Origin of the sequence: Paenibacillus sp. OK003, assembly GCF_900109515.1 — a bacterium.
Taxonomy (GTDB): domain Bacteria; phylum Bacillota; class Bacilli; order Paenibacillales; family Paenibacillaceae; genus Paenibacillus; species Paenibacillus marchantiae.
Map to the genome: position 1 here is coordinate 92,896 of NZ_FOBD01000006.1, position 17,925 is coordinate 110,820.

At 47.5% G+C, this 17,925-nt stretch carries 15 protein-coding genes and 1 other RNA gene; 14 read left to right on the plus strand and 2 right to left on the minus strand.

Features of this window, described 5'->3' with window-relative positions; genetic code table 11:
* The first annotated feature begins 25 nt into the window (after nucleotides 1-25).
* From era to rnpB, 11 genes are all read left to right on the plus strand, one after another.
* Nucleotides 26-925, plus strand: a complete 900-nt coding sequence (era, locus tag BMW94_RS10635) for a GTPase Era (protein WP_090998104.1) — start codon at nucleotides 26-28, stop codon at nucleotides 923-925.
* A 104-nt stretch (nucleotides 926-1,029) separates the two neighbouring features.
* Nucleotides 1,030-1,170, plus strand: a complete 141-nt coding sequence (locus tag BMW94_RS10640) for a YqzL family protein (RefSeq protein ID WP_090998106.1) — start codon at nucleotides 1,030-1,032, stop codon at nucleotides 1,168-1,170.
* A 33-nt stretch (nucleotides 1,171-1,203) separates the two neighbouring features.
* The gene (gene recO, locus BMW94_RS10645) at nucleotides 1,204-1,956 is read left to right on the plus strand and encodes a DNA repair protein RecO (protein ID WP_090998108.1); all 753 of its coding nucleotides are present in this window, start codon (nucleotides 1,204-1,206) and stop codon (nucleotides 1,954-1,956) included.
* A gap of 411 nt (nucleotides 1,957-2,367) precedes the next feature.
* Nucleotides 2,368-3,255, plus strand: coding sequence for a glycine--tRNA ligase subunit alpha (gene glyQ, locus BMW94_RS10650; RefSeq protein ID WP_090998111.1), 888 nt, complete (start codon nucleotides 2,368-2,370; stop codon nucleotides 3,253-3,255).
* Nucleotides 3,248-5,323 (plus strand): glycine--tRNA ligase subunit beta, encoded by a 2,076-nt coding sequence (gene glyS, locus BMW94_RS10655; RefSeq protein ID WP_090998114.1) that lies wholly within the window; start codon nucleotides 3,248-3,250, stop codon nucleotides 5,321-5,323. Before glyQ ends, glyS begins: the two co-directional genes overlap by 8 nt.
* Nucleotides 5,324-5,530: 207 nt before the next feature.
* A complete protein-coding gene (locus BMW94_RS10660; protein ID WP_175480649.1) occupies nucleotides 5,531-6,019 on the plus strand; it encodes a YaiI/YqxD family protein in 489 nt (162 codons plus the stop codon).
* Between the two features lie 47 nt (nucleotides 6,020-6,066).
* Nucleotides 6,067-7,887: a DNA primase gene (gene dnaG / locus BMW94_RS10665; RefSeq protein ID WP_090998117.1), complete on the plus strand. Its 1,821-nt coding sequence runs from the start codon at nucleotides 6,067-6,069 to the stop codon at nucleotides 7,885-7,887.
* A 43-nt stretch (nucleotides 7,888-7,930) separates the two neighbouring features.
* Entirely contained in the window at nucleotides 7,931-9,070 is a 1,140-nt protein-coding gene (gene rpoD / locus BMW94_RS10670) for an RNA polymerase sigma factor RpoD (protein WP_090998120.1), read from the plus strand.
* Between the two features lie 184 nt (nucleotides 9,071-9,254).
* On the plus strand, nucleotides 9,255-10,013 hold the full coding sequence (locus BMW94_RS10675) for a tRNA (adenine(22)-N(1))-methyltransferase (RefSeq protein ID WP_090998123.1): 759 nt from the start codon (nucleotides 9,255-9,257) through the stop codon (nucleotides 10,011-10,013).
* Nucleotides 9,989-11,104, plus strand: a complete 1,116-nt coding sequence (locus tag BMW94_RS10680; RefSeq protein WP_090998126.1) for a Nif3-like dinuclear metal center hexameric protein — start codon at nucleotides 9,989-9,991, stop codon at nucleotides 11,102-11,104. Before BMW94_RS10675 ends, BMW94_RS10680 begins: the two co-directional genes overlap by 25 nt.
* An 81-nt stretch (nucleotides 11,105-11,185) precedes the next feature.
* Nucleotides 11,186-11,595, plus strand: an RNA gene (gene rnpB, locus BMW94_RS10685) — RNase P RNA component class A.
* Between the two features lie 237 nt (nucleotides 11,596-11,832).
* Here the strand turns inward: rnpB and BMW94_RS10690 are convergent.
* Nucleotides 11,833-13,062: an aminotransferase-like domain-containing protein gene (locus BMW94_RS10690; protein WP_090998129.1), complete on the minus strand. Its 1,230-nt coding sequence runs from the start codon at nucleotides 13,060-13,062 to the stop codon at nucleotides 11,833-11,835.
* Between the two features lie 108 nt (nucleotides 13,063-13,170).
* On the opposite strand from BMW94_RS10690, the gene BMW94_RS10695 reads away from it, so the two are divergent.
* A complete protein-coding gene (locus BMW94_RS10695) occupies nucleotides 13,171-14,691 on the plus strand; it encodes a MocR-like pyridoxine biosynthesis transcription factor PdxR (RefSeq protein WP_090998132.1) in 1,521 nt (506 codons plus the stop codon).
* 84 nt (nucleotides 14,692-14,775) lie between these two features.
* A complete protein-coding gene (locus BMW94_RS10700) occupies nucleotides 14,776-15,033 on the plus strand; it encodes a hypothetical protein (RefSeq protein WP_090998137.1) in 258 nt (85 codons plus the stop codon).
* 95 nt (nucleotides 15,034-15,128) lie between these two features.
* Here the strand turns inward: BMW94_RS10700 and BMW94_RS10705 are convergent, their stop codons facing one another.
* Nucleotides 15,129-17,006, minus strand: coding sequence for a S8 family peptidase (locus tag BMW94_RS10705; protein ID WP_090998140.1), 1,878 nt, complete (start codon nucleotides 17,004-17,006; stop codon nucleotides 15,129-15,131).
* Nucleotides 17,007-17,293: 287 nt separating this feature from the next.
* Here BMW94_RS10705 and BMW94_RS10710 point away from each other — a divergent pair, with 287 nt between their 5' ends.
* Entirely contained in the window at nucleotides 17,294-17,800 is a 507-nt protein-coding gene (locus tag BMW94_RS10710) for a YpuI family protein (protein WP_063567014.1), read from the plus strand.
* Nucleotides 17,801-17,925: the final 125 nt, after the last annotated feature.

Genomic DNA, 17,925 nt, shown 5'->3' on the forward strand with positions numbered 1-17,925 from the left:
GGCCTAGGCGCCTGAGGAGGAACATATGAAAAAACAAGCATTTAAATCCGGCTTTGTAGCCATTATTGGACGTCCCAATGTAGGTAAATCCACACTGATGAACCAAGTCATTGGACAGAAGATTGCAATCATGTCGGACAAGCCACAAACGACGCGTAATAAGATTCATGGTGTATATACATCCGAACATCAGCAAATCGTTTTCCTTGACACGCCGGGTATTCACAAACGTCAATCCAAGCTGGGCGATTACATGAACCAAACCGCTTTGAACACGCTCGGAGAAGTCGAAGCTGCTCTGTTCCTGATCGATGCTTCTGAAGGCATGGGCGGTGGTGACCGTTATATTGCTGAGCAGTTGAAAAATATTCGCACGCCTGTCATTCTTGTCATGAACAAAATTGATAAAATTGAGCCGGAAGCTCTGCTGCCACTCATTGAAGAATATCGCAAGCTGCACAATTTTGCCGAGATCGTCCCGGTATCAGCCAAGCTCGGTAGTAATGTCAACACATTGCTGGAGCAGCTCGGCAAGTATTTGCCAGAAGGTCCACAGTACTATCCAGATGACCAGGTTACAGACCATCCGGAGCAGTTCGTTTGTGCCGAGTTGATTCGGGAGAAGATTTTGCAAATGACACGCGAAGAAGTGCCCCACTCCATTGCGGTAACGATTGAGGATATGAAAGTACAGGACAACGGCGTCGTTTATATTTCTGCCGTCATTTTTGTGGAGCGTGATTCACAAAAAGGGATCATCATCGGGAAACAGGGTGCCTTGCTCAAAGAAGTGGGAAAACGTGCCCGCCAGGATATTCAAAACCTGTTAGGTTCCAAAATCTTCATGGATCTGTGGGTTAAAGTGAAAAAAGACTGGAGAAATCAGGATCGAGTTCTGCGTGACCTTGGCTTTGGCCGCGACTAATCGTCGGAATTGTATCCAGTAATTGCAACACATAGTTTACCTTGCAAGACTCCATCCTATCTGGTAGAAGCAGACGTCATTTCCGAAGAGAGGATGAAATTCCGATGCGAGATTTTTCGTGGAAGGTTTTTGCGATGACGGGGGATGTGGAATCCTATCTGTTGTATGCCGAGTCGTGTGGTTCGTTGGGACAGGAGTCGGAACCTGCAAGGGAAGTGATTGAAGATGAAGAAGCCGAAGGTTAATTGGCTAATTCGGGAATGGTTAGGTGACGAGGCATGCTATATAGGGTGGAAGGGATTGTCATCCGCAGCATGGACTACGGCGAGGGAAACAAAATCATTACGCTTTGCACCGAAAGCGGCGGGAAAGTAGGGGTACTCGTCCGCGGTGCCAAAAAGCCCAAAAGCCGACATGCTGCACTGGTGCAGCCATTTACGTACGGTCAATATGTATATTTTCGTAACACCGGTCTGGGAACACTAAACGCAGGTGAGATCATCGAATCTTATCATGAGCTGCGTGAAGATCTGATTAAGGCCTCCTATGCATCTTATGCTTGTGAACTGCTGGATCGTGTGTTGCAGGATGAAGAGACAGGTACGTTCTGGTTCAAACAGTTGAAAGCCTGTCTTCAGGCGTTGAAGGAAGAGAAAGATCCGGTCGTCATCACAAGCCTGTATGAAATGAAAATATTACAGGCAGCCGGGTACGGACCCCAGCTTGATGAGTGCATTTCTTGTGGTCATGAACGTCCGGATGAACAATTATTTGTTAGTCCAAGACTTGGCGGTGTTCTGTGCCGTGCTTGCAAACACTTTGATCCTCCGGCGATGTCCGTGAGTCCGAAGGCGTTGAAGATCTTGCGTCTGTTTGCACAGCTGGATCTGCAAAGGCTTGGTAATATATCGGTGAGCGAAGGCACCCGGGATGAGATCAAAAAAATCATGCGGGCCTTTATGGATCATCAGCTTGGCTTGAATCTGAAATCCCGTTCTTTTCTTGATCAAATGGAAAAGTACGGGATTTGAGTCGTCTTGAAACGATAATAAGTAATATATCTTGACTTCGTACTTATTTTTATATATTATGAACTATAATTTCTCTTTTGGAGACATGCATTGAACGAGAAAGTAGGAGACTGGATTTATTACATTCAGGAGCAGAAGAGGTCGGTTGACCTTACTAATCCTGTGTGAGCGAGCCGGGGATGGTGGGAGCCGGGTTGAATCGGTCTGTGAAATGGCACTCGGGAGCATGAATGACACGGAAAAGTGGGCTTGAATGAACAGGATTTCCTGTTTATATCTAAGCCAAGTAGGGTGGAACCGCGGGAATAGCTCTCGTCCCTATGTCTGTATAACAGGCGTAGGACGGGGGCTTTTTATTGTCTGTACCGTTCTAGGCTTGTTCATCACAAACCATCGAAAAGGAGCATGATTATGAATTTTCAGCAGATGATCCTCACGCTGCAACAATTCTGGGCCGCGCACAACTGTATTATTGTTCAACCATATGATACGGAAAAAGGGGCAGGTACGATGAACCCGATGACCTTTTTGCGTTCGCTTGGACCGGAGCCTTGGAAAGTGGCTTATGTAGAGCCTTCCCGCCGTCCTTCGGATGGTCGTTATGGAGAAAATCCAAACCGTCTCTATCAGCATCATCAATTCCAGGTTATTATCAAGCCTTCACCGGACAACATTCAGGAGATTTACCTGGAAAGTCTGAAGCAGTTGGGCATTGATCCGCTCAAACATGATATTCGGTTTGTTGAAGACAACTGGGAGAACCCTTCCCTCGGCTGTGCGGGTCTTGGCTGGGAAGTATGGCTGGACGGTATGGAAATCACCCAATTTACGTATTTCCAACAAGTCGGCGGAATCGAGACGAATCCGGTAGCGGTTGAAATTACGTATGGTATGGAGCGTTTGGCTTCGTACATTCAGGAAAAAGAAAATGTGTTTGAACTGGAATGGGTAGACGGCATTACATATGGCGATGTGTTCCGTCAGCCTGAATTCGAACACTCCAAATATACGTTTGAAGTATCTGATGTCAAAATGTTGTTTACGCTCTTCAACATGCATGAAGAGGAAGCGAACAAGGCAATGGCACAGAATCTGGTTTTCCCGGCATATGACTATGTGTTGAAATGTTCACACACGTTCAACCTGTTGGATGCGCGCGGAGCAATCAGTGTAACGGAGCGTACTGGGTACATCACTCGTGTCCGTAATCTGGCTCGTCAAGTAGCTGCAACATATGTCGAAGAGCGCGAGAAGCTCGGCTTCCCGCTGATTAAGAAAGGGGGATCTGAGCATGTCTAAGGATCTTTTATTTGAAATTGGTCTGGAAGAAGTGCCTGCACGCTTCATGAGAGCAGCGATTGAACAGCTGCAGGATCGTGTTGTGAAATGGCTGGATGCATCCCGCATTGCTTATGGTGAAGTGAATGCCTATGCTACACCGCGCCGCCTGGCTGTTTTGATCAAGGATGTTGCCGAGAAACAGGAGGACGTGGAGGAAGAAGTAAAAGGACCTTCCCGTAAAATAGCACTGGATGACAGTGGCAACTGGAGTAAAGCTGCACTCGGATTTGCCCGTAGTCAGGGTGTTGAACCGGATCAGTTTACATTCAAGGAACTGAGCGGCGTGGAATATATTTACGCGACCAAGAGCAGCAAAGGCGTTGAAACGTCCTCTGTAATCGGTCAGGGTTTGCTGGCTATATTGCATGCCATGACGTTCCCGAAATTCATGCGTTGGGCTTCGTATGATTTCAAATTTGTACGTCCGATTCGCTGGATTGTCGCTCTGCTCGGCAGCGATGTTATTGAGTTGGAAGTTGCAGGCGTAAAGTCTGGCAATGTAACACGTGGACATCGTTTCCTCGGTAAAGAGGCGGTTATTTCGGACCCCGCTTCGTATGTGGAAGTGCTTCGTTCCGAGCACGTCATAGCGAATATCAAAGAACGTGAGCAGATGATTGTATCCCAGATCCAGGCACTGGCTGCCGAGAAAAAATGGGATATTGCCATCAAGGAGGACTTGCTGGAAGAGGTTCTGTTCCTGGTTGAAACACCAACGGTGCTGTTCGGAACATTCGAATCATCATTTTTGAATATTCCACAAGACGTGCTGATTACTTCGATGCGCGAGCATCAACGTTATTTCCCGGTGCTTGATAATGATGGACAATTGCTGCCATACTTCGTTACGGTTCGTAACGGCGGCAGTGATTCACTGGATGTCATTGCGAAAGGAAACGAAAAGGTACTTCGTGCACGTCTGTCTGATGCCAAGTTCTTCTACGAGGAAGACCAGAAGCTGGAGATCAAGGATGCATTATCGAAACTGGAAAGTATTGTCTTCCAGGAAGAGCTGGGAACGGTTGGAGATAAAGTTCGCCGTATTCGCAAAATTGCGGATGGTCTGGCTAACAAGCTGCAAGTATCTGCTGATGTAGCCGAAGCGGTGAATCGTGCTGCGGATATCTGCAAATTCGACCTGGTTACACTTATGGTGGGAGAATTCCCTGAATTGCAAGGTGTGATGGGTGAAGACTATGCCCGTAAAGCTGGTGAAAAAGAAGAAGTGGCCAAAGCGGTATTTGAGCACTATCAGCCACGTTTCGCCGGCGACCAATCTCCTGCTTCGCTCGTGGGTGCTATTGTGAGTGCTGCGGATAAAATGGATACGATTGTAGGTTGCTTCTCGATCAATATCATTCCTACAGGATCTCAAGATCCGTACGCACTGCGCCGTCAGGCAGCAGGGATCGTTCAAATTTTGCTGGATCACAATCTTCCGCTGACATTGTCCGATGTGTTCGGTGTTGCACTTCAAGTGCATGCTCAGATGAACCTGTTGAAACGTGCGGATGAAGAGGTGCGTAAAGATTTGCAGGACTTCTTCGGTCTTCGTGTGAAAAAACTGTTGTCGGAAACGGTCCGTTATGATGTTGTGGACGCAGTGATTTCTTCCGGATTTGATGATATCAGCGCGGTAGTTCCAAAAGGTGAGGCACTCATGGCAGCTGTTCAAACGGGAGATGCCTTCAAAACAACCGTCGAATCCTTCAACCGAGTCGGTAATCTGGCTGCCAAAGCATCCAATGCTTCGGTTCATGCAGAACTCTTCACTGAAGAAGGAGAGCGCCAGCTGCATGAAGCATGGAGCAAAACCAATGAGGAATATCGTCAGGTATTGTCTCAGCATGCTGCTGCTGAAGCGCTCGCGATTGCATCGGCTTGGAAGGAAGCGATCACCGTATTCTTCGATTCGGTTATGGTTATGGCTGAAGATGAGGCTGTGCGTGCGAATCGTCTGGCATTGCTTGCAGCCATTGACCGTGATCTGAAAGCTTTTGCTGATTTCTCCAAATTGGTCTGGTAGTCTGGTCCTTTTCTGCTCCGAATGGACAGATCTACGGCAAAGCATAAATTCAGTATTAAAGAAGGATATATGAGGGTATAAATATACGGAACGGATTGTGAAAAATTTATATTTACAGCCGTTCCGTATTTTAGCCTTTGATTTCCATAGACCGGTCAGAAGGATTTTGACTGGCTGGGGTCGTATATTACAATATGCAGCTATTTTATGAAACCGGGTGGTCTGGCTTTGAGTGAGTTGAATGTACGCCACATTGTTGTGGATGGTGATGCTTGCCCGGTCAAGGCTGAGATCGCAGAAACAGCTCTCCGATTCAAAGTTCCTGTGTTGCTGGTTTCTTCATTTGACCATTTTCTTCAGGGCGGAGAAGGCGTGCGCACCGTTCAGGTAGATCGAAGTGATCAGAGTGCAGACCTGTACATTGCCAATCACATCAAGCCGTACGATGTGGTCATAACACAGGATTATGGACTGGCGGCGCTCGCACTTGGCAAACGTTGTTATGTTTTATCATTTCGTGGTCGTGAGTTTAATGATCGTGACATTGATTTCATGCTGGATTCCCGTCATACTGCAGCCAAAGCTCGAAAAAGAGGGCATTATGGAAAAGGCCCAAAGCCCTTCACAGAGCAGGATCGGGAAATTTTTCAACATAAACTGACAAAACTTTTGAAAGATTTGCAGGAGAATGTGTAAGTTTATCGAATAATATTTACGTGTTAAAGAGATGAAGGTGGACCAAGATGAGTACCGGACAAGGCGGTATACCCGAAAGCATTATTGAATCGGTGTTACAGCAGCATGATATCGTCGATACGGTGAGCCGATTTGTACATCTGACCAAACAGGGGAAATATATGAAAGGCCTCTGTCCTTTTCATTCTGAGAAGACGCCTTCGTTTACAGTGACGCCTGAGAAACAAATTTTCTATTGCTACGGTTGCGGCACGGGTGGAAATGCCATCAAATTCAGGATGGAAATCGAAGGGTTATCCTTTCCCGAGGCTGTCAAGACGATGGCAGAAGAAAGCCACATTTCAATGGGGGACTGGCAGGGGCGTGAATCTGCTCATGTTAATCCAGAGACTGAACGTTTATTGGAAGCCTATGAGCTTACCGCGAAGCTGTATCATTTCTTATTGAAAAATACAGAGCACGGTAAAGTGGCTATGGAATATTTACGTTCACGTGGGTTTAGCGACAAACTCATTGACCAATTCCAGATTGGCTATGCGCCGAATCGCTGGGATACCTTGGTACAATTTCTGGAAAAGCGCGAATTTCCGCTTGAAGAGATGGAAAATGGTGGTTTACTGTCACCGCGAAACGAAGGTCAGGGGTATGTCGACCGTTTCCGAGACAGGGTCATGTTTCCGATTAATGGCAGGAGTGGAAAGCCGATTGCATTTGCAGGTCGCATTTTGGGAGACGGGCAACCGAAGTACCTAAATTCACCGGAAACCCGGTTATTTAACAAAAGCCGTGTTCTCTACAATCTGCATCATGCCAAAAATGCAATTCGTAAACAAAGGCAGGCCATATTGTTCGAAGGCTATGGCGATGTTATCTCCGCCTGGGATCAGGATATCCAGAATGGTGTAGCGGCAATGGGTACCGCGCTCACTGAGAATCAGGCATTGATGCTTAAAGGCATGTGTGATGAAGTCATTGTGTGTTATGACGGTGATCGGGCAGGACAGGCTGCCGCACTCAAAAACTTTCCTATTCTTGAGGAAGCGGGATTGCGGGTTAAAATTGCTCTGATACCGGATGGGCTCGACCCGGATGATTTTATCCGCAAGCATGGTGGGGAGCGGTTCCGAAACCAGATTGTGGACGGCGCCGTAACGACTACAAAATTTAAGCTTATAAACCTAAAAAAAAACCATATACTGCTAGAAGGCGGCGGACAAATCGCTTATTCGAAAGAAGCGGTGAAACTTATTGCTCCTTTGTCTTCTCCTACAGAACGGGAAGTATATCTTCGGGAACTGGCTGCGGAAGTGGATGTATCATTTGAAACACTGAAGCAGGAGTGTAATGAAGAACGGGAGGCCATGAAAAATAACCTCCAGTATGGGGATAATAACCCGAAAAGGTGGAATAATGGTAGGCAACAAAATAGGCAGGTGCCTACACCCAATCTGTTGCCGGCTTACCACGCTGCTGAACGCAAACTGCTCGCCTGGATGCTTCAGGATGATGAGGCTGCCCAGTACGTGAATGAGCATCTTGGTGAAGCTTTTAACTTGGATGATCATGCAGCTATTGCTGCTTATCTATATGCCTATTATGCGCAAGGCAAACCGTCGGATACAAGCCGTTTTATGTCTTCACTGCATGACGACCGACTCGAAAAGACAGTCAGTTCAATCTCGATGATGGATGGTCCAGGTGAATGGAGTATTCAAATGCTCGATGATTGCATCAGGGAAGTGCTGAAATATCCGCGTAAGAAAGAGTACGATCTGAAAAAAGAAGAAATGATTGCTGCAGAGCGGGCAGGTGATTCTGTACGCGCGGCACAAATTGCAATTGAAATGATTGCCCTAGAGAGACAGTGAACGTCTGAATGTTGGATGTTTCTAGGGAGGAGGGAGTCGAGTTATGGCGAATGATCAGCATACTGAACTAGAAACAGAATTGACGCTGGATCAGGTTAAAGATCAATTGATTGAATCAGGTAAGAAAAGAGCTTCGTTGAACTACAAGGAAATTATAGAGAAACTCTCCCCATTTGAGCAAGATGCAGAACAGATGGATGAGTTCTATGAACAACTGAGCGACCTGGGTATTGATGTCGTGAACGAAAATGATGAAGAGGTAACCCTTCGCCCTAGTGAAGATTCCGAGAACAACAGCAGAGAGGGAGACGATGAATTCCATTTTGATGATGATCTGAGCCTTCCACCAGGAATCAAAATCAACGACCCTGTTCGTATGTATCTCAAAGAAATTGGCCGTGTACCTTTATTATCTGCGGATGACGAAGTAGAACTGGCTAAACGAATTGAAAACGGGGATGAAGAAGCGAAACGTCGTTTGGCTGAAGCTAACCTTCGTCTCGTGGTCAGTATCGCCAAGCGTTATGTTGGACGCGGCATGTTGTTCCTGGATCTGATTCAGGAAGGTAACATGGGTCTGATCAAAGCGGTTGAGAAGTTCGACCACAAAAAGGGTTATAAATTCAGTACGTATGCGACATGGTGGATTCGCCAAGCGATCACCCGTGCGATTGCGGACCAAGCGCGTACGATTCGTATCCCTGTGCATATGGTGGAGACGATTAATAAGCTGATCCGGGTATCCCGTCAGCTGTTGCAGGAACTTGGGCGTGAACCGACACCAGAAGAAATCGCTGCCGAGATGGATCTGAGTGTGGAAAAAGTTCGTGAAATTACGAAGATTGCTCAGGAACCGGTTTCCCTGGAAACACCAATTGGTGAGGAAGATGATTCCCATCTGGGTGATTTCATCGAGGATCAGGAAGCATTGGCTCCGGCGGATGCTGCTGCTTATGAGTTGCTGAAAGAACAGCTCGAAGATGTCCTGGATACTTTGACTGAGCGTGAAGAGAACGTGCTTCGTCTGCGTTTTGGTCTGGATGATGGACGTACAAGAACGCTGGAAGAAGTGGGCAAGGTATTTGGTGTTACGCGTGAGCGTATTCGTCAAATTGAAGCCAAGGCTCTTCGTAAATTGCGTCACCCTAGCCGCAGTAAACGGCTTAAAGATTTCCTCGAATAACATCACTATGGGAGACTTTCCGCAAGACGCTTAAGCGGCGGCGGGGTCTCCTTTATTTTTAAATTGAATATCTAAATTTCTTGGTTTTGGTAATTCATCCTTGAAATGTTTTATTGGATTTCATTTTATCGCTTTTCGTTGTTCAATGCAAATCAATAAATTAAATGAATGGTGTAGGTGCTTCATGAAACTTTCGAATCGATTACAGCGGATACATGATCAAATTCCCGAAGGCAGCCGCTTGGCTGACATTGGCTCAGACCACGCTTTGCTTCCGGTAGCGGCAGTACGCAGCGGGAAAGCAGCAGGTGCAGTAGCCGGAGAAGTCAATCCCGGTCCTTATGAAGCTGCATGCAAGCAAGTCAGCGATGCTGGCCTGAAGGAACGAATTACAGTACGTCGTGGTGATGGCTTGGATGTCATCTCTGCAGGAGAAGTGGATGTTATCACCATTGCCGGTATGGGAGGGGCACTCATTGCCTCCATTCTGGATCGTGGCCTCTCCAAACTGGATGGGGTCAAGCTTCTTATTTTGCAGCCTAATGTGGGTGAGGATATTCTCAGACGTTGGTTGTTGGAGCACCACTGGGTGGTCGTTGCAGAACAGCTGCTTGAGGAAGATGGCAAAGTGTACGAGATTATTACAGCAATGCCGCAAGAACTCAGTCCAATCGCCAATGAGGAAGTGTATCGCGCACGTCCGCTTGAAGGCGGAGTGGAATTGACATCAGATTTGCTGCTGCGCATGGGGCCTTATTTAACAGACCGTCCTACGGATGTGTTCTTTGCCAAGTGGGAGAGCGAAATCGTCAAGCTGCAAAGTGTTGTGCAGTCCATCTCCAAATCCGATCAGGATTCCTCACGGGACAAGGCGGCTGAGGTGGAGCGTCTTATTGTGAACTTGAAGGAGGTACTCTCATGTTTGCCAAAGGTCAAACTGTAATTCAATTGATGGAGCAGCTTGCTCCCAAACATCTGGCCGTGCCGGACGACCGGATTGGTCTTCAGCTTGGCAGCTTGCAAAAGGAAATTACGCACGTTCTTATCGCACTTGACGTTACGAACGAAGTTGTAGACGAGGCCATTCGGATTGGAGCCAATCTGATTATTGCGCACCATGCCATCATTTTCCGTCCGGTCAAATCATTGAATACCGACACACCCATGGGGAAACTGTACGAGAAGCTGATCAAGCATGATATTGCGGTGTACATTAGTCATACCAATCTGGATGTGGCTGAAGGTGGCATGAATGACTGGATGGCCGAGGCTATTGGAATAGAGAGCAAGGAATCACTTGAGGATGTACATACAGATCATCTGTTCAAACTGGCTGTATTTGTACCCCGCACCCATCATGAGCAGGTGCTACAGGCAATTCTCGAAGCCGGTGCTGGCAGTATTGGTCAGTACAACAAGTGCAGCTTCAACACCGAAGGCACAGGTACTTTTGTACCGGGTGAGGGGACACAGCCTTTCATCGGTACAAATGGACAGATGGAGCGTGTAGAGGAAATGCGGATTGAGACCATCGTACCGCAGAGTCTGCGCAGCAAGGTTGTACAAGCGATGCTGAAGGCTCATCCATATGAGGAAGTGGCCTATGACCTGTATGCAATGGATTTAAAAGGCCGTACGCTGGGTCTGGGGCGCTTGGGACCACTCAAACAACCAAAGACACTCGGTGAGCTGGTAGAGGTCGTTAAGGCCCAACTGGATGTGCCATACGTTAGGGTGGTAGGCGATCTCAATCGACAGATCAAAAAAGCAGCAGTGCTTGGTGGCTCAGGTAGCCGTTATACCCTTCCTGCACGGTTCAAAGGTGCCGATGTCATCGTAACTGGAGACATTGATTATCATACGGCTCATGATGCACTGATGGCGGGCATGTGTATCATCGACGCCGGGCATAATGCCGAGAAAATCATGAAGCCGAAAACTGCGGATTGGCTGCGCTCACGTTTGGAAGACAAACGTTATGCCACGCAAGTGACTGCATCCGAGGTAAATACGGAAGTATTCCAATTTATCTAAAAGCACTCGGGTTCAATGCTTCCTGTAAGATTAAGCTTGTTTGTAAACTCAAATGCCTGTATACTATGTAATGTTGTTCGGAAAGCTTGACAGACAATCGCTGGTGGCCTTTGTTGCCACGAGAGGAAAGTCCGGGCTCCACAGGGCAGGATGCTGGATAACGTCCAGTCAGCGCGAGTTGAAGGATAGTGCCACAGAAATGGACCGCCGATGGCTGGATTTTCCGGCACAGGCAAGGATGGAACCGAGGTGTAAGAGACCCCGAGGAACGCTGGTGACTTCGTTCCTGGTAAACCCCATCTGGAGCAAGACCTAATGGGACACAGTCGACTCTTCGGAGAAGGCAGCCTTAGCCCGAGGTGTGTCTAGGTTGGTCGCTTGAGCTGTGCAGCAATGTATGGCCTAGATAGATGATTGTCGCTTGTGGTGGGAGGGTAGTTCCCGTCTGAACCACGAAGAGCACAGAACCCGGCTTACGGTAAGCTTTCCTAACTACAACACAAACAGTAACAAGTGCAGCCCACTATCAGTCACGAGCAAACAGAACGATTGTACCTGATGTGCCTGACTGATCAGAAGGATGCGATTAAACTTCAAAAGAATTCCTGCACTTGCAGGTCATATAAATAAGGCGTCAGACTTCGAGCTTTCTCGGGTCTGACGCCTTATTTTTGTGTTACTCGTTGGAATGAGAAATTGTTCCTAATGATACAGTGGATGACAGTTCGTTACAGTGTAACTACACTGTCTGACTGCAATGATGCATGCCAGCGTTGAATGGCACGATCCATACGCTCTACAGCCTCTGGAAGCAGATCTGGATCCGTATGAGTAAAGTTGATCCGCATACGGTTCAGCTCCGGTGTACCCGCATAGAAGGAATCCCCTGGTACAATGCATACTTTCTCCTGAATTCCATAGGTGAACAGATTGCTGGCCAGCATGCCCTCAGGCAGTTGCAGCCATAGGAACATTCCGCCCTGCGGCGAGTTCCAAGAGATACCTTCCCACGATTTTGCAGCCATGAGAGTGGTCATTTTTTTCATCCGTTGTTCATAATCCTGTGAGATATTGCGAATATGCCCGTCTAGATCGAAAGACTCCAATAGTGCATGAAGTGCTCTTTGGTCGATGCTGCTGGAATGCAAATCTGCCCCCTGTTTGGCGCGGGCAGCTATTCGGATAACATCAGGAGCAGCCAGTATCCAGCCAGTGCGGAGACCTGGAGCTACGGTTTTGGAGAATGTGCTGGTGTAGATGACATTGGATGGACCCTCATAGGATGCTGCATCCAGTTGCGCTAATGCAGGGGCATCCAGCTGTTCCGGTTTAAAGCGGATTTCACCATAGGGATCGTCTTCCAGGATCAATACGCCATATTTCCGGCACAGATCCACAGCTTGCTGCCGTCTACCGCGACTCCATACTTTACCTGACGGGTTGGAGAACGTAGGGTTAATGTAAACGAGCTTGGGACGATGCAATTGCAGTTGTTCTTCCAGTGATTCAGGCAACATTCCATCATCATCACAGGCAACACCGTGTGCCTCAGCCTGATAGGAATGAATGACCTGAAGGGCAGCCAGATAGGTTGGTGATTCAACCAATACGCTGTCACCTGGATCGAGCAAGATGCGGCACACCAGGTCAATGGATTGCTGAGATCCGGTAGTCAGAAGCATATGATCAGGCGAAGCAGGAATGCCCTTGGATTCAAGACGTTCGCCAATTTTGGCACGTAGTGGTCGAAAACCTTCCGTCTCTGCATATTGAAGAGCCGCTGAACCACCCATGAATACCTTTTCGTATGCGTCACGGATGGCTTCAAGCGGGAATGATGACGGGGCAGGTAAACCGCCGGCAAGAGAAATCATTCCGGGTGCCTGTGCAGCCTGCAACATGTCGCGAACGACAGAGGACGGGGTATTTTGTGCCATTTTGGACCAAGGGATATTCATCGTATTCTCATCTCCTGTTATTCACTGTTATACTTATATTATAAATATAATAGACGGAATGCAGTATAACAGTAAAATGCTGATCATAACAGTTGGGAGGGTGCATGTGTGCATATTGAATTAAATCGGGGAAGCAGCACCAAATTGTATGTTCAGATTGCCCTTACACTAGCTGACCGAATAAGGTCTGGACTAATCGAGCCTGGGACCCGTCTGCCCTCGGTTCGTAAAATGACCACAGATCTGGGCGTCAGCCTGGTTACCGTGTCCAAAGCCTATGCCGAGCTCGAAGCCATACAGCTGGTAACCTGCTCCCAGGGGAAGGGTTGTTATGTGCGGGGGGCGCAGGAGCTGGAGATAACGGAGGATATGGAGAGGACTCACCGTACTCATGCAAAGAATGAATCCAGCACACCTTGGAACTGGCAGATGGCCCTTGTGGATTATTTGCCACGAGCACAGCTCTGGAGACATTTTGATGCATCTCCTCAAGTTAAATATGAGCTGCACATGTCGGCAATTCAGCCTGAATTGTTGCCAACGCGAGAGATTATCGATAGTGCGTACCGACTTTCCTCGGATCATCCAGAGCGCATGGCTACTTACGGGTCCTTTCAGGGAGATCGGGAACTGCGTCAGACGTTTTCCGGTCATTTTGCGGAAAGAGGGTTGCGGGTAATGCCCGAACGGATGCTGATTACGAGCGGTACCCAGCAGGGAATCGATCTTGTCGCGCGTACGTTTGTTGGTCCTGGTGACGTCGTATACATGGAAGCACCAAGCTATACCGGAGCAATAGATGTTTTTACAAGCAGAGGAGCGAAGATCATAACAGTGCCGATGGATAACGATGGTATGCGTATTGATTTGTTAACTCGGTTATGTGATACATACCCGCCCAAGTTGATATACACCATTCCTACGTTTCACAATCCTACAGGCATTACGATGAGTGCCAAGCGGCGTGCGCAACTGCTTAATCTTGCTCAAAGTTATCATTGTCTCATCCTGGAGGATGATCCGTTCGCCGATCTGTATTTCCGTGATCCGCCCCCTGCTTCCATTAAATCGATGGATGGGACGGGCCATGTGGTATATATCAAAAGCTTCAGCAAAGTACTGTCTCCCGGCTGCCGTGTGGCGTGTGCGGTTGCAGACGGAAGTGTGCTCACCCGACTTGTTGCTGCCAAATCCACTGCGGATCTCGGCAGTCCGCTGCTTACACAAAAGGCATTGCAATCATTCATACAGCATCAATACAGTGCGTATACAGCGCGATTGAGGGATGAATTATATTCCCGGCTGCTTGCCGCATCAACAATACTGGAGGAACATGGTTCTCCCGGGATGTACTGGACTTTGCCTGATGGAGGACTAAACTTGTGGCTGCAATTGCCTGATGGTTTGGATATGCGTGAGCTGCACCGCCAGTCTCTTGCCGCAGGTGTTTCCTTTTTGCCGGGCTCTGCCTGTTATGTGGGGGAAACGGATACGGCGAGTCTGCGGATCTGCTTCACGGTTACGAATCAGGAGCTGTTATGTGAAGGTCTACGGGTTTTATGCAGGGTTATTAAGAGCATTACACCGCAACAGGGTGGGGCAACGGCGGACAGGCTCCCGCTTATTTAATTTTTCGAATACGGACATACATCCAATCCACATCGGACCCAGCGCAATACGTTATAGTATCACTTGAAAGGGAGTTGGTTTGAAATGAACCATTTCTGTCCACCGCTTTGTCCGATTGTATGTGACCCAATCCAGGTTGTTGAAGATTACTACATCCCACAAATCGTACCCGTAATTCACCCGATCGAAGTCATCAAAAAACATCACTGTGTGCCAATCCATCATCACATGTATCCTGTCGTGGTCAAAGAAGAAGATCCTTGTTATGTTTCAAGCCACAACGGCAAGAAAAAATCTGTAAAAAAATCAGGCAAATCCCGCACAACTTCTCGCAAGCGCTAGTCGCAGCGAGTGCCCCGGGGGAATAGGTAAATATACCAAAGAGCAGCATACGCCCCGGGGCGCAGCTGCTTTTGTTTTTTTTATCCATTTTTCGGTTATTGTTTGATGTACTTTTTCATTGTATTATCCATTTGCTGTCTCACATGCTGCGGCCAGAATTGAAGTGGGGCACTGTTGCCAGAGGCCGCCTCCAATGCTTTAAACACATCGATTTGACCATAACCGAAATACTTGTCATGACCTGGGTCACCAAGATCTATAACGCTTTGACGCATCAGATCCATGACCTCTGTGTTGGTCAGATCGGGATTTAACGAGCGAATCAAGCCAGCAAGTGCCGCTACATGGGGGCTTGCCATGGACGTTCCGGACAAGGCTGCATATTGGTTTTTGGGATACGTACTTGCAATGCTGGAGCCTGGAGCCGTCACATCGACGTAATCCCCGTAGTTGGAATAGGAAGCTTTGTTCATGTCCGCATCCGTAGCGGATACCGCAAATACTTCTGGATAAGCGGCAGGGTATCCCGGACGCTCCGTATTGTCGTTACCGGTCGCTGCAATTAATACGATGTCGCGATCAAAAGCGTATTTGATAGCATCATGAAGAAATTGGGCATCGGCGTAGTTACCCAGACTCATGTTAATGACCTTGGCTCCATGATCAGCGGCCCAAATGATGCCTTCTGCTACAGCATAGGTTGTGCCTGAACCCGAATTGTCGAGCACTTTAACAGGTAGTACCTTGTTATACCAGCTCATGCCTGCTACACCTTCGTTGTTATTCACAACAGCGCCGATGATGCCAGCTACATGTGTACCATGGCCCACGTCATCAAGCGGTTTGCTCGCTGGATCGACAACGTTATAACCTTTCAGCAGCTTGCCCTTCAAATCAGGATGAGTCAGATCGACGCCGGTGTCTACCACGGCAACGATAACATCCTTGTTGCCCTTTGTAATATTCCAGCCACGGTTAGTCTCAATGGCGGGCAGGTTCCATTGGTAGTCGGAGAACAAAATATCATTGGGCACGGTTACATCTTTTTGTTCAGGTACGGTTTCATTGGTTAAATACATGTAGTGGGGTTCCATATACAGCGGATTCCATTTACGTTCGAAATAGGCATGTAATTGTTGATAATTCATATGTTCCGACCGAAAAACATACGTGTATCCCAGCTTGCGTGCCGATTGCGTCCGCAGGTCAGATTTAATGATGCGCATATCCCGTTCACCTGGATCCTGACGGAAACGGATGACGATTTCATTTTCGTAAAAATGGCTGGCATTGGCATTATCATGTCCTGTTTTTACAGTAATTTCTTTTAGGGTGTCGGGGTGCACAGACTCGATTTTGAATTTACCTTCACGCGGATAAGGGATCATGCGCAAATTTTTGCGCTGATGCTGTTCCACGGCATTCAGTACATTTTGGCTAAACAGAGCGATGACGGCACGTTCTCCATCCTTGGAAGGCTGCGCCATAACAAAAAACTTTTCCTTACCGAGAGGAAAGGAAGAAGATTCGAAGCTTTGACGTTTGCTCACAGCTTTCTTGGCCAGGGCGAGAGAATGTTCCAGCTTTTGCTGTTCCATCTTGCTTCCTTTTGCAGCTGTTTTGTCAAAGTGCCGACTGCGTGATCCTTTGGTATTCATTACATCAATAGAGCGAATATGATCATGTGTTTGTTGAAGTTCTTTAACGTATTGGCTTATCTGCACATCATTCATTTTGGAGGTTTTCTCAAGCATGATGTTAAGGTGTTGTTTGGCATCCGCACGGGTCAGCAGATCGGTTGATTTTACATCCTGAACTTTAAGACGTTGTTTGCTCGCATGCTCCTCGTGTGGAGAATCGGGCATGGCACTCGGAGCAGGAACAGGGCGATTGGACGTCGGAAGCAAAAGCGTCAAGGCAAGTGCGCCCGCACCCGCTGCAATGGCCCAGTTAACCCATTTCGGTCTGGACATAGGGGATGGAACCTCCTCGTTTATTTTGATAATTATCTAACAGTGCTCTGATTCATCGTTGTCACTGGATATATCTATCGTTAGGAAAAGCGGTTATTTTTATGCAGGTGAACATCAGGTGAGCTGTGTGTAACGGGCATGTTCAGGAACAGAAAGGGAAAGCCTGATTAAGGGATACCGCTCGTCATCTTTTTATGGTAGGATAGTACCTGAGAATTCAAGGTCAGGGGAGAACCTCCCGTTGGCCGATCTATATGTAAGGACTTATTTAAGGGGGAGCTACCTTTATGTCAGCAGCCAATGTACAGAAAACATGTGAGTCAACTAGGGAAAAGTTAAAACCGGCTATCGATCGGATCGAAAAATTTTTGAATGAAAATGCCTTGCCTGAACTGGATCAGAATCAGACGGAGGAGTCATCAGCCTTCTACAAAGGATTTCTTTCGGATCTCCGTCATTTGCTCGTTTTTTCTGAAGTTTCTTACGAAAAACTTGGCGTTGTGCTGCGTCGTGCCAATTTTGATGTTGATTTTGCCGAAAAGGCTCTCTATAACACATACCATCAAAGCATAAACAGCTTTTTTTATCCTAAAAATGAATGTTACTCCGAAGATGGAAGATATGCTTACACTGGTCAGGATGCGATCCGATTCCGTGATAAGCCCATTCGTGCAGTACGGGATGTTATTCTTGAAATATCAAAAACGTACGAAGAATTGCGTGATGATCTGGCCTTTTATGAAAGTGACTACCTCACGCAGCGTCGGATGCAAAATCAACGCAATCACGCGTAAATACATTTTTTAACTTATATGCGAATTGGACAAAACCGCCCTTGTGGCGGTTTTTTTGCGTGTTCTTTCAACTGGCATCGCGGATAAAGGAGCATGTCATCATCTGGCATTTCGTTGGAGAATAG